The sequence below is a fragment of the Streptomyces syringium genome (assembly GCF_017876625.1).
GTDB lineage: Bacteria > Actinomycetota > Actinomycetes > Streptomycetales > Streptomycetaceae > Streptomyces > Streptomyces syringius.
The window spans coordinates 5,208,780-5,225,147 of sequence record NZ_JAGIOH010000001.1 but is presented as its reverse complement, the minus strand read 5'-3'; the positions used below and the strand labels follow the sequence as shown (position 1 = coordinate 5,225,147).

Annotated in this window: 17 protein-coding genes and 1 tRNA gene; 7 read left to right on the top strand and 11 right to left on the bottom strand. The window is 71.6% G+C overall.

The window, feature by feature from the left end; translation table 11 throughout:
- Positions 1-301: 301 nt before the first annotated feature.
- From thrB to JO379_RS23410, 6 genes are all read right to left on the bottom strand, one after another.
- Complete coding sequence (gene thrB / locus JO379_RS23435; protein ID WP_130879926.1) at positions 302-1,216, bottom strand: homoserine kinase; 915 nt, start codon at positions 1,214-1,216, stop codon at positions 302-304.
- 325 nt (positions 1,217-1,541) lie between these two features.
- Positions 1,542-2,630, bottom strand: a complete 1,089-nt coding sequence (thrC, locus tag JO379_RS23430) for a threonine synthase (protein WP_209516832.1) — start codon at positions 2,628-2,630, stop codon at positions 1,542-1,544.
- Positions 2,631-2,646: 16 nt separating this feature from the next.
- Entirely contained in the window at positions 2,647-3,939 is a 1,293-nt protein-coding gene (locus JO379_RS23425) for a homoserine dehydrogenase (RefSeq protein WP_130879924.1), read from the bottom strand.
- A gap of 200 nt (positions 3,940-4,139) precedes the next feature.
- On the bottom strand, positions 4,140-5,531 hold the full coding sequence (gene lysA, locus JO379_RS23420) for a diaminopimelate decarboxylase (protein WP_130879923.1): 1,392 nt from the start codon (positions 5,529-5,531) through the stop codon (positions 4,140-4,142).
- A gap of 14 nt (positions 5,532-5,545) precedes the next feature.
- Positions 5,546-6,367 carry an ArgS-related anticodon-binding protein NrtL gene (gene nrtL / locus JO379_RS23415; protein WP_209516830.1) on the bottom strand — a complete coding sequence of 274 codons (822 nt, stop codon included), beginning with the start codon at positions 6,365-6,367 and terminating at the stop codon, positions 5,546-5,548.
- Positions 6,368-6,455: 88 nt separating this feature from the next.
- Positions 6,456-6,908, bottom strand: coding sequence for a response regulator (locus JO379_RS23410; protein ID WP_242626251.1), 453 nt, complete (start codon positions 6,906-6,908; stop codon positions 6,456-6,458).
- A gap of 203 nt (positions 6,909-7,111) precedes the next feature.
- Here JO379_RS23410 and JO379_RS23405 point away from each other — a divergent pair.
- Positions 7,112-7,183: transfer RNA gene (locus tag JO379_RS23405), tRNA-Arg, on the top strand.
- A 160-nt stretch (positions 7,184-7,343) separates the two neighbouring features.
- Here JO379_RS23405 and JO379_RS23400 read toward each other — a convergent pair.
- The 3 genes from JO379_RS23400 to JO379_RS23390 all read right to left on the bottom strand — a co-directional run bounded on the left by JO379_RS23400 (position 7,344) and on the right by JO379_RS23390 (position 8,400).
- Entirely contained in the window at positions 7,344-7,580 is a 237-nt protein-coding gene (locus JO379_RS23400) for a hypothetical protein (protein WP_130879921.1), read from the bottom strand.
- Between the two features lie 208 nt (positions 7,581-7,788).
- Entirely contained in the window at positions 7,789-7,992 is a 204-nt protein-coding gene (locus JO379_RS23395; protein WP_130879920.1) for a hypothetical protein, read from the bottom strand.
- 156 nt (positions 7,993-8,148) lie between these two features.
- A complete protein-coding gene (locus tag JO379_RS23390) occupies positions 8,149-8,400 on the bottom strand; it encodes a response regulator transcription factor (protein ID WP_130879919.1) in 252 nt (83 codons plus the stop codon).
- Positions 8,401-8,642: 242 nt separating this feature from the next.
- Here JO379_RS23390 and JO379_RS23385 point away from each other — a divergent pair, with 242 nt between their 5' ends.
- Complete coding sequence (locus JO379_RS23385) at positions 8,643-9,704, top strand: helix-turn-helix transcriptional regulator (protein WP_245381530.1); 1,062 nt, start codon at positions 8,643-8,645, stop codon at positions 9,702-9,704.
- A gap of 89 nt (positions 9,705-9,793) precedes the next feature.
- Positions 9,794-10,390, top strand: coding sequence for a hypothetical protein (locus JO379_RS23380; protein WP_209516827.1), 597 nt, complete (start codon positions 9,794-9,796; stop codon positions 10,388-10,390).
- Here JO379_RS23380 and JO379_RS23375 read toward each other — a convergent pair.
- Entirely contained in the window at positions 10,297-11,412 is a 1,116-nt protein-coding gene (locus JO379_RS23375; protein WP_130879917.1) for a ferritin-like domain-containing protein, read from the bottom strand. The two genes, JO379_RS23380 and JO379_RS23375, sit on opposite strands and share 94 nt — an antisense overlap.
- Before the next feature lie 202 nt (positions 11,413-11,614).
- Here JO379_RS23375 and JO379_RS23370 point away from each other — a divergent pair, with 202 nt between their 5' ends.
- From JO379_RS23370 to JO379_RS23355, 4 genes are all read left to right on the top strand, one after another.
- Positions 11,615-12,544 carry an AurF N-oxygenase family protein gene (locus tag JO379_RS23370; RefSeq protein ID WP_130879916.1) on the top strand — a complete coding sequence of 310 codons (930 nt, stop codon included), beginning with the start codon at positions 11,615-11,617 and terminating at the stop codon, positions 12,542-12,544.
- A gap of 55 nt (positions 12,545-12,599) precedes the next feature.
- Positions 12,600-13,421 carry a TetR/AcrR family transcriptional regulator gene (locus JO379_RS23365; RefSeq protein ID WP_130879915.1) on the top strand — a complete coding sequence of 274 codons (822 nt, stop codon included), beginning with the start codon at positions 12,600-12,602 and terminating at the stop codon, positions 13,419-13,421.
- A gap of 92 nt (positions 13,422-13,513) precedes the next feature.
- Positions 13,514-13,789, top strand: coding sequence for a DUF8847 domain-containing protein (locus JO379_RS23360; protein WP_130879914.1), 276 nt, complete (start codon positions 13,514-13,516; stop codon positions 13,787-13,789).
- A gap of 150 nt (positions 13,790-13,939) precedes the next feature.
- Positions 13,940-15,064 carry a C40 family peptidase gene (locus tag JO379_RS23355; RefSeq protein WP_242626249.1) on the top strand — a complete coding sequence of 375 codons (1,125 nt, stop codon included), beginning with the start codon at positions 13,940-13,942 and terminating at the stop codon, positions 15,062-15,064.
- A 19-nt stretch (positions 15,065-15,083) separates the two neighbouring features.
- Here the strand turns inward: JO379_RS23355 and JO379_RS23350 are convergent, their stop codons facing one another.
- Positions 15,084-16,352 carry a styrene monooxygenase/indole monooxygenase family protein gene (locus JO379_RS23350; protein ID WP_130879913.1) on the bottom strand — a complete coding sequence of 423 codons (1,269 nt, stop codon included), beginning with the start codon at positions 16,350-16,352 and terminating at the stop codon, positions 15,084-15,086.
- Between the last annotated feature and the right edge of the window lie 16 nt (positions 16,353-16,368).

Genomic DNA, 16,368 nt, shown 5'->3' with positions numbered 1-16,368 from the left:
CGGAAGAATCAGGTTCATTGGTTTCGGCGTGAAGGAATCAGTGAAGACATGGCGTTTCACTTCACTCATGTCACCCACGCCGATTCCGGAGCGTGCTCGAAGCTGCTCAGGCAGGCTGCTCAGGCAGTTTGGGAGGCTCCCGGAAGAAAAGCGGTCCCTGATCGGGACACAGAGCACCGAGCCGATGTGGCTTCGAGTGCAGACTTGAGGTTAACACTACCGGATCCCACAAACATTCCCCCTCTCAAAGACCGGCAACCGCAATTTTCGGGTGTCCGGGGTCGCCCCCGGACACCGCTGGTCAGGACAGCGGCAGCACGCTCGTCCCCCCGGCGTCGAGAGTCAGCCGATTGGCCGCCCACCCCTCGCCCGCCAGTCGTGCGACCTTGTCGGCCGCACCGTCCTCGACCAGCGCGAGCACCGTGGGGCCCGCGCCGGAGATGACCGCGGGGACGCCGTCCGCGCGCAGTCGGTTGACCAGGGCCACGCTCTCCGGCATCGCCGGAGAGCGGTATTCCTGGTGGAGCCGGTCCTCGGTGGCCGGCAGCAGCAGCTCGGGACGCCTGGTCAGGGCCTCCACGAGCAGCGCCGCGCGCCCGGCGTTGGCCGCCGCGTCCACATGGGGGACATTGCGCGGCAACAGCCCGCGCGCGGTCTCGGTCAGTACGGCCTTGGAGGGCACGAAGACCACCGGAACGATGGAATCCGCCGGGTCCATCCGAATGGCCCGCGCGGCCCCCGCCTCAGTCCAGGCCAGGGTGAATCCGCCGAGCAGACAGGCGGCGACGTTGTCCGGGTGGCCCTCGATCTCGGTGGCCAGCTCGAGCAGCGCGGCGTCGTCGAGCCGCTCGGCCCCGCCTATCGTCACGGCGCGGGCGGCGACGATGCCCGCGCAGATGGCGGCGGAGGAGGAGCCGAGGCCCCGCCCGTGCGGAATGCGGTTGGCACAGACGACCTCGAGGCCGCGCGGCTGGCCGCCGAGCAGATCGAAGGCCGTACGCAGGGACCGTACGAGCAGATGACTCTCGTCACGCGGCAGGGTTTCGGCACCCTCGCCCGCGATGTCGATGTGCAGCCCGGATTCGGCCACCCGGACGACGACGTCGTCGTAGAGCCCCAGGGACAGGCCGAGGGCATCAAAGCCGGGACCGAGATTTGCGCTGGTGGCAGGGGTGCGCACTCGGACGGCGGCGGCGCGGAACGCGGGACCGGCCATCGCTCGAAGACTCTCCTTGGTGTGGCCTCGGTGGGGCGTGCAACGTCCGCAAGGGCCGCGACGGCGATGCCGCGTGGGGGCGACAGGGGTCTGCGACGGGGCGGAGTGAGTACAGCCTATCGAAGGAAGGTTCTGCGGCGACATAGGGCGCACGGGAGGCGCACGAAGCGTGTCGCCTGCGGCGCGCCGCTATGGCACGAGCTGGGTTGATTTGGTGTTGTCCTCGATCGCCGGGACGGGCTGAATTCTCAGCCCGTCCGGCACAATCGAGCCCGTCCGGCATTGAGGACACAGGGCCCGGGGCGGAGCCCCGGGGCATGAGCCGTCAGACGAGGCCCAGCCGCTCCGCGGCAACCGTGGCGTCCACCGGCACGGTGATGGGCTGCGGCGCACCGGCCACGGCCCAGTCGGGGTCCTTGAGGCCGTTGCCCGTGACCGTACAGACGATGCGCTGGCCCGGGTCGACCAGGCCCAGCTCGGCGGCCTTGAGCAGACCGGCGACGCTCGCCGCCGAGGCGGGCTCGACGAAGACGCCCTCCTGGGAGGCCAACAGACGGTAGGCGGCCAGGATCTGTCGGTCGGTCACCTCGTCGATGAGACCGCCCGACTCGTCCCGCGCCTCCTCGGCGAACTGCCAGGAGGCGGGGTTGCCGATGCGGATCGCGGTGGCGATGGTGTGCGGGTCCTTGACCGGCTCGCCGCGCACGATCGGCGCGGAACCGGAGGCCTGGAATCCCCACATCCGGGGGTTGCGGGAGGAGATCCCGTCGGCCGCGTACTCGCGGTAGCCCCGCCAGTAGGCGGTGATGTTGCCCGCGTTGCCGACCGGCAGGACGTGGATGTCGGGCGCGTCGCCGAGCATGTCGACGATCTCGAAGGCCGCCGTCTTCTGGCCCTCGATCCGTACCGGGTTGACGGAGTTGACCAGCGCCACCGGGTAGTGGTCGGACAGGTTGCGGGCCAGCGTGAGGCAGTCGTCGAAGTTGCCGTCGACCTGGAGGATGCGGGCGCCGTGGACCAGCGCCTGGCCCATCTTGCCGAGCGCGATCTTGCCTTCCGGCACCAGAACGGCGCAGACCATTCCGGCGCGTACGGCGTAGGCGGCGGCCGACGCGGAGGTGTTGCCGGTGGAGGCGCAGATGACGGCCTTCGCGCCCTCCTCCTTGGCCCGCGTGATGGCCATGGTCATGCCGCGGTCCTTGAAGGACCCGGTGGGGTTGGCTCCCTCGACCTTCAGGTGCACCTCGCAGCCCGTGCGCTCGGAGAGCACCTGGGCCGGTACGAGCGGCGTACCGCCCTCGCGGAGGGTGACGACCGGCGTGTCGGCGGAGACCGGAAGCCGGTCGCGGTACTCCTCGATGATGCCGCGCCACTGGTGGGTGCGGGAGGCCTGGCGACCGTTGTTGGCAGACATTGCTTTCGTAACTCCCCTACTCGCCTTCAACGCGCATGATGCTCGCGACGCCGCGGACCGTGTCCAGCTTGCGCAGCGCCTCGACGGTCGCCGAGAGGGCGGCGTCGGGTGCCCGGTGGGTGACGACGACGAGGGACGCCTCGCCGTCCTTGCCCGTCTGCCGGACGGTGTCGATGGACACGTCGTGCTCGGCGAAGACCGTGGCGACCTGGGCGAGGACACCCGGCTTGTCGGCGACGTCGAGGCTGATGTGATAGCGGGTCACGACCTCGCCCATCGGGCTCACGGGCAGCCGGGTGTAGGCCGATTCGCCGGGGCCGGTGGCCTCGCCGAGCTTGTTGCGGCAGACGGCCACGAGGTCGCCGAGGACCGCGGAGGCGGTCGGCGAGCCGCCCGCGCCCGGCCCGTAGAACATCAGCTGGCCGGCCGCCTCGGCCTCGATGAACACCGCGTTGTAGGCCTCGCGCACGGAGGCGAGGGGGTGGCTCAGCGGGATCATCGCCGGGTGCACGCGGGCGGTGACGGACTGCCCGTCGGCGGCCCGCTCGCAGATGGCGAGCAGCTTGATGGTGCACCCCATCTGCTTCGCGGACGCGAAGTCGGCTGCGGTGACCTCGGTCATGCCCTCGCGGTGCACGTCGTCCAGCCGGACCCGGGTGTGGAAGGCGATGCCGGCCAGGATCGCGGCCTTGGCGGCGGCGTCGAAGCCCTCGACGTCGGCGGTCGGGTCCGCCTCGGCGTAACCGAGGGCGGTGGCCTCGTCCAGCGCCTCGGAGTAGCCCGCGCCGCTGGTGTCCATCTTGTCGAGGATGAAGTTGGTCGTGCCGTTGACGATGCCGAGCACCCGGTTGACCTTGTCGCCGGCGAGGGACTCGCGCAGCGGCCGGACGAGCGGGATGGCGCCCGCGACGGCGGCCTCGTAGTACAGGTCGGCGCCGTGGCTCTCGGCGGCGGCGTGCAGGGCGGCACCGTCCTGGGCGAGCAGCGCCTTGTTCGCGGAGACGACGCTGGCGCCGTGCTCGAACGCGGTCGTGATCAGCGCGCGGGCGGGCTCGATGCCGCCGATGACCTCGACGACCACATCGATGTCACCGCGCTTGACGAGCGCGGTGGCATCGGTGGTGATCAGCTCCGCGGGCACCCCGGCGCGCACCCGGCTCGGGCGGCGGACGGCGATGCCGGCGAGCTCGACGGGCGCGCCGATGCGCGCCGCGAGGTCGTCCGCGTGCGTCGTCATGATGCGCGCCACCTCTGAGCCGACCACTCCACAGCCCAGCAGCGCCACTTTCAGCGGACGCGTACGCATCATCCGACCCCTGCTTCTCATCGACACAGCCTCGTACATCTTCGGTGGTTCACCAGTCTCACTCACTGGACGGGGGTTTCCCTCCCCGGGTCCAGTATTCGAGATCTTTGTTTCCGTGGGCCGACATGTGTCCGCCAACGGAATCATCTGTCAGCTAAATGCCAGCCGACGTATTTCGGCCGACACGGGGTTGCCCGCGTGGTTTATCCGACGTCGAGGCGGAGCAGGTCCTCCTCCGTCTCGCGCCGCACGATGACCCGTGCGGCACCATCCTTCACCGCTACGACCGGCGGGCGCAGCGCATGGTTGTAGTTGCTCGCCATCGAGCGGCAGTAGGCACCGGTCGCGGGCACGGCGAGCAGATCGCCGGGCGCCAGGTCGGCGGGGAGGAAGGCGTCACGGACGACGATGTCGCCGGACTCGCAGTGCTTGCCGACGACGCGGGAGAGCATCGGCGCGGCGGTGGAGGTGCGGGAGACCAGCGCGACGGAGTACTCGGCGTCGTAGAGCGCGGTACGGATGTTGTCGGACATGCCGCCGTCGACGCTCACGTACGTCCGCAGGCCCGGCAGCTCCTTGATGGTGCCGACCTCGTACAGCGTGAAGGCCGTGGGGCCGACGATGGCGCGCCCCGGCTCGACGGACAGGCGCGGCACGGCGAGCCCGGCGGCCGCGCACTCGCGGGTGACGATGTCGCCCAGCGCCTTGGCGATCTCGTGCGGCTCGCGCGGGTCGTCCTCGGGGGTGTAGGCGATGCCGAGGCCGCCGCCGAGGTCGATCTCGGGCAGCTCGATGCCGTGCTCGTCGCGGATCTCCTTCAGCAGCCCGACGACTCGGTGGGCGGCCACCTCGAAGCCGGAGGTGTCGAAGATCTGCGAGCCGATGTGCGAGTGGATGCCGATGACCTCGAGCCCGTCGAGCTTGAGCGCGCGCCGGACGGCCTCGGCCGCCTGCCCGCCGGCCAGCGCGAGACCGAACTTCTGGTCCTCGTGGGCGGTGGCGATGAACTCGTGGGTGTGCGCCTCGACGCCGACGGTGACGCGGATCTGCACGCGCTGGCGCTTGCCGAGCCGCTCGGCGATGTGCGCGACGCGGACGATCTCCTGGAAGGAGTCGAGGACGATCCGCCCGACCCCGGCCTCGACGGCGCGGGTGATCTCCTCGGCCGACTTGTTGTTGCCGTGCAGCGCGATGCGCTCGGCGGGCATTCCGGCGTCGAGGGCGGTGGCCAGCTCCCCGGCGGAGCAGACGTCGAGGTTGAGGCCCTCCTCGTGCAGCCAGCGCACGACGGCCCGGGAGAGGAACGCCTTGCCGGCGTAGAAGACGTCGGCCTCGTCACCGAAGGCGTCGCGCCAGGCGCGGCAGCGGGCGCGGAAGTCGTCCTCGTCGAGGAAGTAGGCGGGGGTGCCGAACTCCTCGGCGAGCCGCTTCACGTCGAGCCCGCCGACGGTGGCGACGCCCTCGGCGTTCCGGGTGACGGTGCGGGACCACACACGCGGGTCGAGCGCGTTGAGGTCCGTGGGCGGTGCGGTGTAGTGACCCTCAGGAAGGACGTCGGCGTAGCGGGGCCCGGCGGGGTGGGCGGAGCGGCTCATGGGCTCTGATCTCCTCAGAGGTGTGCGGGTGCGGTGATGCCGAGCTGGTGGAGGCCGTCGGCGAGCACCTTGCCCGAGGCCTCGGCGACGGCCAGTCGGGCGCGGTGAACGGCCGAGGGTTTCTCGTCGCCGCGGGGCAGCGTGGGACACGCCGCGGTCCAGCGGAGGAAGGCGTCGGCGAGCCGTTCGAGATGCCGGGCCAGCCGGTCGGGCGCACGGGTGGCACTGACGCGGGCGTGGTCGGCGAGGGCGGCCAGGAGCGCTCCGGCGTCCGCGCTGTCGATCTCCCCGGGTTCGGGTGAGAACCCCAGGTCACGGGCGTTGCGCAGCAGTGCCTGGCTACGGGCGTGGGCGTAGCGGACCCGGAAGAGCGGGTTACTCTCGCGCTGTGCGAGCAGCAGGTCGCGGTCGAGGCCGGGCGGGCAGAGCAGGCTCCACCGGGCGGCGTCCGCACCGAGCCGGCGCAGCAGCGCGGGGTCGGGTTCGGGGAGCGGGAGGGGCCGGCCGCCCTCCCGGGCGCCCAGCAGCCCCCGCACCAGCTCCGCCTGGCCGGCGCCGGCGAGGGTGATGTTGAGGAACCCGGGTCCGGCGATGTCGACCGCCGCGATCCCCGGCTCCCGCACGAGCCGCCGTCGCAGCACCTCGGCGACGTCGAGGGCGGGGCGGCCGGTGTCCTGGGCGATCCGCAGGGCGACGTTGGTGGCGTAGTCCCCGCACCCCGGCCGCGGCGGAACCCGCACGGTGACCCGCTCCGGCACGACGGCGCACAGCTCGTCGGCCTCGACGGCGCGACGCACGGTGTGCAGCACGGTGCGGGTGAGATCGGCGGGGGTCACAGGGTCAAGCCTAGGGGAGGTGGGGGGTCACTCCGCGAACAGGTTTCACCAGACGGGACGGAAGGAGGGGCCGCCACGGCCACCGCGGCTACCCGGCGGGCCGCGCGGCCGGCTCCGCCTCCCCGGGGGTGCGGACCCCCGGCAGCCCGTCGTCGCCCTTCACTTGACCGCACCCCATGAGCCGCCGGACGAGCCGCACCATCTCCGCCGGCTCGAACGGCTTCGCCAGGAACGCGTCCACCCCGGCGGCCCGGCCGCCGTCGACTTCCAGCTGGGTGCAGGCACTGATGATCGCGATCGGTATGTCCCGCGTGCGGACATCGGCCCGTAGCCGAGCGGCGGCCTGCAGTCCGTCGAGACGCGGCATGACGACGTCCAGCGTCACGACATCGGGACGCACGCGGTGCACGATCTCCAGGCACTCGGCACCATCGGCCGCGGTCACGACCTCGAAGCCTTCGAGCTCGAGGTTGACCCTGATCAACTGCCGGATGACCTTGTTGTCGTCGACAACGAGGACCCGGCCGGACAAGCCAGGCACAACCCCGAGAGTAGGCGCGCCCGCCGCGCTGCGTCCGGGTTTTCCCCACTTCCACCCCCGTGCGAGCGAGCTTTCTCCGACCGCGCCACCCCCCACCACCCCATGCGCTGATCCCCCGCCCCGACCACCCCCGACCACCTGTTACTTCCCACCCGACGAGAGCTGGTAGTGTTCTACCCGTCGCCGCGAAACGCGGCAGACACGCCCCCGTAGCTCAGGGGATAGAGCAACGGCCTCCGGAGCCGTGTGCGCAGGTTCGAATCCTGCCGGGGGCACTCACCGGGAAGCAGTCGGATCACTCGCTGATCTCGGTAAGTGCCAAGTCGAAGGGCCGGACTCAGGGAACTGAGTCCGGCCCTTCTGCGTTGCCCTCACACCCCGGCCGCACGACTCAAGCCCGCGCGCTGCCACGGCGGTTGCCTGCGCGGCGGTGCGTCACGCGCCGCGCAGGAAAGCATCCCCGTGGGCGGTGATGTGGGCGTCGAGTTCGGACAGGGCGCGCTGGGTCGCCTCGGGGGTGCCCGAGCCGCGCTTTTCCGCGTAGTAGGCGGCGCCGAGTTTCTTCAGCAGGTCTCCCCCGGCCCGCTGGGCCTGGACCTCCTCCAGTTTTTCCTTGCCCTGCGCCATGCTGCGCTGCGCCTGCTCCTTGGCCCGGTCGAGAAAACCTGCCATTGCGTGCCTCCGGTGAAGTCGGGGTGTGCGGTCGGGACGTGAAGTCGGACGACGTCGCGATTCGTGGCGAAACAACGAAGCGCGTGATCGGGAGACACGGAGTTGGGGCCGACAGGGGGACCGGCGGGGAACGCGCCCGAGCCCCGCCGTCGGCATGGGGGGTGCCGGACACGGGGCTCGGGTGCGGGCAGCTGGGAGGCCGCGGGGGTCAGCCGCCCCAGCTGCTGTCGGTGGGCTTGTTGCCGCCGCCGGGGCGGGTGGTGGTCGTGGGGAGGACGATCACGCGGGGCGTCTCGCCTGCCGTCGCCCCCGGGGTGGTGGGGGTGGTGGGGGCAGTGTCCGCCTGGGCGGGGGACGCCAGGGCGAAGAGGGCCGCGACGACGGGGGCGGCAACCAGGGCGATGCGCTTCATGAGGTCCTCTTGAAGTAGGGGGTGGGCCGGCGGTGGCCGGTGGGATCAATATGCCGAGCCGTCCGGCCCGGTCTCCAGTAGTCACCCATGTCACCAAACTGCCGCGCACGAAAGGGAATGGGGGATAAGACCGGACAGAAATGGCTATAGCCGGTCTTAGGCGGCCTGCGCCCGGGGCAGTGCCGCCAGTCGGGGCTGGTGGAACGACACCGCCAACACCGCCAGCTGCGTGCGGTTGTTGATCCCCGTCTTGCCACGGATCCGGCGCAGGTAGGTGTCGACCGTGTGGGCGCTGACACCCATGCGGCGGGCGATGGCGGCGTAGGTGTGGCCGTCGGCGAGGTGGCCGAGCACCTCCCGCTCGCGCTCGGAGAGGAGGGCGAGGGCTTGGGGGATCGCCTGGTTCACGCTGACTTCACTGCCTTCCTGGGAGGGGACGACGCGTCACATGACAGCAACGGTGGATACCCCGAAACCGCAGACATTCGTCTTAAAATCCCCACGGTGGCCCGGTGTTCGAACAACCGCGGTGGGGGGACTTGCCGGTTTCGGCCGGCCTCGACCGGCACGACCAAGCCTGATGGACAACCGGCGCCATCACCACACACGGGACAGATCACCAAGCTGCCTGGCAGCAAGGCGAGCAGGGGATGAGTATGGACATATGCGACGACCGCGCCTCTGATGCCTCATGCACCGCCCTGAGTGCGGACGAGATGGCCGCGTACGGCTGGGTGCTCGACCATCGGCGCACCGATCCCGCACGGGCCGCCGCCGATCTGGGCCTGACGCGGGGGCAGGTGGACGCGGCCTTCGCGAAGCTGACCGCCCTGCGGCTGGTGGTCCCGGACGCGGAAGCCGGCCCGGAGGCCCCGGCCCGGGTGCGGGCGGTCGATCCGGACGCCGTCCTCGGCGGACTGACGGAGTCCTTGCGGGAATCGATCCAGCAACGGCAGTCGCAGTTGCAGCGGGTCCAGGAGGACTTCGACCGGCTGCGGGAGAGATTTCTGCGCGGCCGCGGCGAGACGTCCCCGGCCGGGCTGGAGGTCATTCCGAGCCTGGAGGAGGTCCGTGCCGCGCTCAACCGCGCCTCCGCCGAGTGCCGCACCGAGCTGATGACCAGCCAGCCGGGCGGCAACCGGGTGCCGGCGGCGATGGAGGAGGCCCTCGCCCGGGACACGGCCCTGCTCAACCGCGGGATCCGGATCCGTACGCTCTACCACCACACCGCCCGGTTCAACGGGCCCAGCCAGGCCTATGTGGCCGCCGCCTCGGCGCTCGGGGCCGAATACCGCACCGCGCACGAGCTGTTCGGGCGGATCATCGTCTTCGACCGTGAGCTGGCCTTCATCCCCGACCACATGGGCACCTGGGGCGCGGTGGCCGTCCGCGAGCCCTCCGTCGTCGCCTACCTCTGCGAGATCTTCGAGCAGGCCTGGACCCACGCCACCGTCTTCTCCGAGGCCGGGCAGGACGGGCTGGAGCGCGTGGCCAAGGAGCTCGACCACACCATCGTCCGGCTGCTGGCCGCCGGGCTGAAGGACGAGGCGATCGCCCGGCGGCTGGGCATGTCCCTGCGCACGGCCCGGCGGCACATCGCGGACATCATGGAGACGCTCGGCGCCGAGAGCCGCTTCCAGGCGGGCGTGCTCGCCGCCCGGGCCGGGATGACCGACGAGGTCGACGCCCCCGCGGGAGCCACGGGACCGTGAATACGTGACTGGCCCTCCGCCCTGCGGCGGGCCAGGATTTCCGGGACAGCGGGCGGGGGAACGCACCGCGCCGTACGCCGGAGGGGCCCATGCGCAGCGAACCAGCCGACCCCGACGTCTGTCCCCCGCCGGCTCTCGCCGCCTTCGTCACGGACATCGCCCTGTCCCTCGCCGTCCACCGCGGCCGCAGCGCCGCCCTCGTCTGGCCGGAGCACGAGCCCGCCGGCCTGCTCGACACGCTGGCCGCCGCGGCGCGGACGGCCACGGGCACGGTCCCCGCCGGCGTTGAGGCGGACGAGCTGGCCGGGCTGCTGCACACCGCGCTGGGCGGCGGCAGCGACCCCGTGCGCGCCTGGTACGCCACCTCGCCCCCGACGATCCCCGGTGAACTGGCGATCCCCGGTGAAGTGCTCCTCGTCCCGCTCGCCCGGGGCTGCGACTGCCGTGTGACCTCCGCAGTCCGGCCGCCGCTCCGGCTGCGGCTGCGCAAGGGCGATGTGCTCTACGTGCCGGAGTCCTCGGCCCTCGACGTCGTCTCCCGGTGGCCCGCCCCCTGTCCCCTTCTCGTCCTCGCCCTCCCCCGCCGGGCCGGTCAGCCCTGCGCCGCCTCCTCGCCCTCCTTGATCGTCTCCGCCACCTCCGCCGTGCGGGCGGCCTCCTCGGCCGCGAACCGCTCCGCGTCGTAGGCCTCGGCGATCTCCTCGTCCTGTGCCATGAGGAGGTCCAGGCTCGTGTCGCCCATCTCGAAGACCCCCATGTCGACGTAGGCGCGCTGGAGCCGCTCGCCCCACAGGCCGATGTCCTTCACGCACGGGACGATGCGGCTGAAGAGCAGCTTCCGGAAGAGCCGGAGGTATTCGGCCTGCTCGCTCAGCTCCCGGGCGTCCTTCGCGGGGATGCCGAAGTCGGTCAGGACCTCGTCACCGCGCAGCCGGTCGCGCATCAGGTAGCAGCCCTCGATGACGAATTCCTCGCGCTCGCGCAGCTCGGCGTCGGTGAGCTCTTTGTAGTAGTCGCGCAGCGCCATCCGGCCGAACGCGACGTGCCGGGCCTCGTCCTGCATGACATAGGTGAGGATCTGCCGGGGCAGCGGCTTGTCGGTGGTGTCGCGCAGCATGCCGAAGGCGGCGAGGGCGAGGCCCTCGATGAGGACCTGCATGCCGAGGTAGGGCATGTCCCAGCGGGAGTCCCGCAGGGTGTCGCCCAGCAGTGACTGGAGGTTGTCGTTGATCGGGTAGAGCATCCCGATCTTCTCGCGCAGGAACCGGCTGTAGATCTCGGCGTGCCGGGCCTCGTCCATGGTCTGGGTGGCGGAGTAGAACTTCGCGTCCAGGTCGGGCACGGACTCCACGATGCGCGCGGCGCACACCATCGCCCCCTGCTCGCCGTGCAGGAACTGGCTGAACTGCCAGGAGGCGAAGTGGCGGCGCATGTCGCGCCGCTCGGCCTCGCCCATCCGGTCCCAGTACGGGGAGCCGTAGATGGTCATGTTCTCGTCGGGCACGCCGAGCGGGTCGTACGGGTCGACCTCGAGGTCCCAGTCGATGCGCTTGACGGAGTCCCACTGCTTGTCCTTGCCCTTCTGATAGAGGGCGAGAAGCCGGTCGCGGCCGCTGTCGTAGTCCCAGTTGAACCGGGCGGCGCCGCTCGCCGGGACCTCCCAGGCGCCGGCACCGGGGTCGTGTGCGTAGAGCTTTCGCGTCGTCATCGACGCCTCCTGTCCCTCGCGCGCATGGCTGATTGGCAGGCTCACACGCCGTTCGTCACCGGGTCAATGAGGGGGTGTCAGCTCGTTGGGCCCGTCGTGCGACTTGTCGTACCGGGGGGATTGACGTCCTTGCTGACAAGCAGTCTCATAAGGACGACCGAAGTGGTACCACGGGTAACTCATAGACGAGGTGTCCTCAGTCATGACCACGGTGACCGAAAAGACCGCGCTCCGGGACGCGCTGGGGCTGCTCAAGGACCGCGAGCAGGTCGCCGAGCGACTCCTGGAGTCCTCCGCCAGGCACTCCTTCGACCCGGACACCGAGCTGGACTGGGCCGCGCCGCTCGAAGAGGGCAAGTGGTTCCTGCCCCCGGAGCTGGTCTCCCTCTACGGCACCCCGCTGTGGCGCCGGATGGCGGAGGAACAGCGGATGGAGCTCGCCCGGCACGAAGTCGCGGCGCTCGCGTCCCTCGGCATCTGGTTCGAGATCATCCTGATGCAACTGCTGGTCCGGCACATCTACGACCGGCCCGTGACCAGCGCACACGTCCGGTACGCGCTGACGGAGATCGCGGACGAGTGCAGGCACTCCAAGATGTTCGCCCGCATGATCGACAAGACGGGGGCGCCGACCTACCCGGTCCGCCGGCTGCACCACAACCTCGGCCGCGTCCTCAAGACGGTCTCCACCACGCCCGGCTCCTTCGCCGCCACGCTGCTCGGCGAGGAGATCCTCGACTATCTGCAGCGCCTGACCTTCCCCGACGAGCGCGTGCAGACCCTCGTGCGCGGCGTCAGCCGTATCCACGTCGTCGAGGAGGCGCGGCACGTGCGGTACGCGCGGGAGGAGCTGCGGCGCCAGATGGTCTCCTGCCCGCGCTGGGAGGCGGAGCTGACCCGGGTCAGCTGCGGCGAGGCGGCCCGCGTCTTCTCCATCGCCTTCGTCAATCCGGCCGTCTACACGAACGTCGGCCTCGACCGCCGCGAGGCCGTCGCCCAGGTGCGGGCGAGCGGCCACCGGCGTGAGGTCATGCAGGCCGGGGCGAAGCGGCTCACCGACTTCCTGGACGACGTCGGGGTCCTGCGGGGCGTCGGCCGCCGGCTGTGGCGGAGCTCCGGACTGCTCGCCTGAGCCCCGTCGGCGAAGGCCGCCGCGCACACCCACCAGGACCGTTACGCTGCGCACCATGAACGGCAGCGGAACCGCCTCGGCAGCACCGACCCCGGCCGTACCGACTCCCGCAGCACCCCCGTCCCCCGGCCCCGGCACCGACGGCGGGCCGGCCGCCGCTCCGGCCGCCCGTGGCTCCTACCGCAGGCTCAGTGTCGAGGAGCGCCGCGCCCAGCTCATCACCGCCGCGCTCACCCTGTTCGGGCACCGCGCGCCCGAGGACGTCTCGCTCGACGATGTCGCGGCGGCCGCGAAGGCGTCGAGGCCGCTGGTGTACCGCTACTTCCCCGGCGGCAAGCCCCAGCTCTACGAGGCCGCCCTGCGCAGCGCCGCCGACGACCTCCAGCAGTGCTTCGCCGAGCCGCAGAGCGGCCCCGTCACCGGCCGGCTGGCCGCCGCGCTCGACCGCTATCTGGCCTTCGTCGACGGGCACGCCGCGGGTTTCAGCGCGCTGCTCCAGGGCGGCAGCGTCGTCGAGACCACCCGTACGGGGGCGATCGTGGACGAGGTGCGACGCGCGGCCACCGACCAGGTGCTGGCGCATCTCCAAGTGGCGGAGCCGGGGCCGCGGCTGCGGATGATGGTCCGCACGTGGATATCGGCCGTCGAGGCCGCGTCGCTGATCTGGCTGGACGAGGGCAAGCAGCCCCCGGTGGAGGAGCTGCGCGACTGGCTGGTCGACCACTTCGTGGCTCTGCTCACCGTGACCGCGGCGACCGACCCGCAGGCCGCGGAGGTCACCCGCGCCACGCTCGCCCTGGAGTCGGCGGACGGCCCGGTGGGACAGCTGGGCCGCCGGGTGCTGGAGGTCGTCGCGGACGCGGAGCATCTGCTCTGATCCGGCCCTCCCAGCACCCGGTCCCCCGGGACGGCCGCGGCTGACGCCCGCCCGGTGCGGCCGACGCGCCCGCGACGACGGAGACTGGAGGGGTGAAAAGCGAAGAGACGCCCTTCGTGGGCGGGCCGCTGGACGGCCGCGTTCTGCCGGTGCTCCTGGGACCCACCGGTCATCCGCCGAAGAGGTACGAGATCCCCGTGCCGGACGCGGCGGGCGGCGAGCCGACCGTGCTCGTCTACCACAGGGTGCAGGCGGGCACCACCCGGCGGCTCGGGCTGCACAAGGGGTGGAAATACGAGTACGACCCCGAGGGACGGCGGAGCACCGGCCTCAAGTGGCCGTGGTCGCGGACGGACGCACAGCCCTGACCGTCCCGCTGTACCCGAAACGGTGACCGGGTTAGGCGGATTCGCCCACCGGACTGCCATTAGTACTACTGGCATGGCACGATCCTCCTGGGGCTGCCGACACGCCCCATTACCGGAGGTGAAGCTGTGTCAGGACGGTCAGGACGCTTCGTGCAAGCGGTCTGCACGGCGGCGCTCGTCGCGAGTGCCACGCTCGTACTGCCCGCGCCGATGGCGGCCGCCGCGCCCGCCGACCCCGACCGGTCGGTCAGCGCCCTGCTCAGCCAGCTCCAGACGCTCTATCAGAAGACCGAAGAGGCCACCGAGACGTACAACGCGACCGAGGAGAAGCTGAAGAAGCAGCGCGCCAAGGTCAAGAAGCTCAACGAGGACCTGGCCGACGCCCGCGTCGCCCTCGACGGCAGCCGCGACGACGCGGGGCGGCTGGCCCGGGAGCAGTACCGCGGCGTCGACAACCCCCTCTCCCCGTACATGCGGTTCCTGCTCAGCGGCAACGCCCGGCAGGCCCTCGACCAGGGGCACGAGCTGAAGCGGGCCGCGGGCCGCCGCGCCGCCACCGTCGAACGCCTCACGGGCAGCGAGAAGAGGGCGGCAGTCCTCGCCTCGCAGGCGCGCGACGCGCTCAATGTGCAGGAAGCCCTCGCCGCGAAGCAGAAGCAGCAGCGCGACACCGTGCGCAAGCGGCTGGCCGCCGTCGAGCGGCTGCTGGCCTCGATGACCCGTGAGCAGCTGGAGCGGCTGCGGAAGCTCGAACAGCAGGGCATCACCGAGGCACAGCGCAAGCTCGTCGACTCGGGCAGGCTCGGCGGCTCGGTCAATCCCTCCGACGTCGGTGGGAAGGCGGTGCGGTACGCCTTCCAGCAGGTCGGCAAGCCGTACGTGTGGGGTGCGTCGGGACCGGACTCCTTCGACTGCTCGGGGCTGACCTCCCAGGCGTGGGCGCACGCGGGCGGCGCGATCCCCCGGACCAGCCAGGAGCAGTGGAAGTCGCTGCCGAGGGTGCCGCTGAACGAGCTGCGCCCCGGTGACCTGGTGCTCTACTTCGGCGGGGCGACGCACGTCGCGCTCTACATCGGCAACGGCCAGGTCATACAGGCGCCCCGGCCCGGGGCGTACGTGAAGGTCTCCCCGATAGCGGCGAACCCGCTGCTCGGCGCGGTGCGCCCGGACGCGGGCAGGGCCCCGCTGCGCGACTACGTCCCGCCGAAGGCGCCCGCGGGCGCCGGGGCCGGTTCGGACGCCGGGTACGGCTCGGCGAGCGCGCCGGGGCGCTAGCGCCGTCCGGCCCGCACCCTCAGTCCTCGTCCTCCCCCTCCGCCTGGCCCGTGTCCCGCACGAACGCGTCGGCCTTCGCGGAGTCGAAGAAGAAGTGCTCGAAGTCCGCCGGGTCGTCGAAGCCGTTCGCGATGCGGTCCGCGACCGGCTGGAGGCGGCCCGCCGCGCCGATGAGGTTCAGCACGTGCGGGGGCGGGGGCGCCAGCATCGCGTTGGTCCACTTCGTCGCGGGCCGGGCCGTGGCCCAGAACCGCTCGAAGGTGGCCTGCATCCACGCCGCGTCGAAGGGCGCGCCACCACGCGCGACGATCGCTTCGAGGTACGAGGCCGCGCACTTGGCGGCCAGGTTCGCCCCCTGGCCGGTGACCGGGTCGTTGGCCACGACGACGTCACCGGCACCGAGGACCGCCCCGCCCGACGGCAGCCGTCCGACGGGGTGCCGGACGGTCGGGGCGTAGCGGCCGACGAGGGTGGCGTTGGCGTCGGTCAGCTCGACCTTCGTGGCGCGCGCGTACTCCCAAGGGGTGAAACGCTCCAGCAGTTCCAGGGTGCGCACCAGATGCTCGCCCGGGTCCCTGACGTCCCGGAAGACGTCGATCGGGCCGCCCGGTATGCCCTCCCAGAAGAGGATGTCGGCGTGGCCGGAGGTGGTGAGCGTGGGCATGACGAACAATTCGCCCGCGCCGGGCACGAGATTGCACCGTATGGCGTCGTACTCCGGGTGCTCGTGGCGCGGGCCGAGCCCGTGGACGTAGGCGACGGCCAGCGACCGCTGGGGGGCGGCGTACGGCGAGCGGGCGGCGTCGCGGCCGAACATCGACGCCAGCTCGCCCTTGCCGGTCGCGACCACCACCAGTTCGTAGCGGCGGGAGAGGAAGTCCAGGTCGGAGACGGCCGCGCCGTGGATGACGAGCCGGCCGCCGCGCTCGGCGAAGACGTCCATCCAGCCGGCCATCTTCACGCGCTGGTCGACTGACTGGGCGTAGCCGTCGAGGCTGCCGGCCCAGTCGACGGTCCGCTGGTAGCCGCCGGGCTCGCGGGCGGGCCCGGCCACGGACATGCCGAGGCCCTCGATGCGCGGGGCCCGGTTCTCCCAGAAGTTCAGCTTGAGGTCGCGCTCGTGGTCGAGCGCGGTGGCGAACATGACCTGGGTGGACATGACCCGGCCGGTGCGCGTCTCGTCGGCCGTGCGGTGGGACATCAGGGTCACGTCGTACCCCTTGGACTGGAGCCCGAGGGCCAGCTGGAGGCCGGACTGGCCGGCCCCGACGATGAGGATCCGTCGCATGGTCTGTCTCGCTCCC

Bases quoted from the DNA above. Each gene is read 5' to 3' on its own strand.
- thrB (WP_130879926.1), bottom strand. From the start codon at position 1,216: ATGGCCGGTCCCGCGTTCCGCGCCGCCGCCGTCCGAGTGCGCACCCCT.
- thrC (WP_209516832.1), bottom strand. From the start codon at position 2,630: ATGTCTGCCAACAACGGTCGCCAGGCCTCCCGCACCCACCAGTGGCGC.
- JO379_RS23425 (WP_130879924.1), bottom strand. From the start codon at position 3,939: ATGATGCGTACGCGTCCGCTGAAAGTGGCGCTGCTGGGCTGTGGAGTG.
- lysA (WP_130879923.1), bottom strand. From the start codon at position 5,531: ATGAGCCGCTCCGCCCACCCCGCCGGGCCCCGCTACGCCGACGTCCTT.
- JO379_RS23400 (WP_130879921.1), bottom strand. From the start codon at position 7,580: ATGGCAGGTTTTCTCGACCGGGCCAAGGAGCAGGCGCAGCGCAGCATG.
- JO379_RS23395 (WP_130879920.1), bottom strand. From the start codon at position 7,992: ATGAAGCGCATCGCCCTGGTTGCCGCCCCCGTCGTCGCGGCCCTCTTC.
- JO379_RS23385 (WP_245381530.1), top strand. From the start codon at position 8,643: ATGAGTATGGACATATGCGACGACCGCGCCTCTGATGCCTCATGCACC.
- JO379_RS23380 (WP_209516827.1), top strand. From the start codon at position 9,794: ATGCGCAGCGAACCAGCCGACCCCGACGTCTGTCCCCCGCCGGCTCTC.
- JO379_RS23375 (WP_130879917.1), bottom strand. From the start codon at position 11,412: ATGACGACGCGAAAGCTCTACGCACACGACCCCGGTGCCGGCGCCTGG.
- JO379_RS23370 (WP_130879916.1), top strand. From the start codon at position 11,615: ATGACCACGGTGACCGAAAAGACCGCGCTCCGGGACGCGCTGGGGCTG.
- JO379_RS23365 (WP_130879915.1), top strand. From the start codon at position 12,600: ATGAACGGCAGCGGAACCGCCTCGGCAGCACCGACCCCGGCCGTACCG.
- JO379_RS23350 (WP_130879913.1), bottom strand. From the start codon at position 16,352: ATGCGACGGATCCTCATCGTCGGGGCCGGCCAGTCCGGCCTCCAGCTG.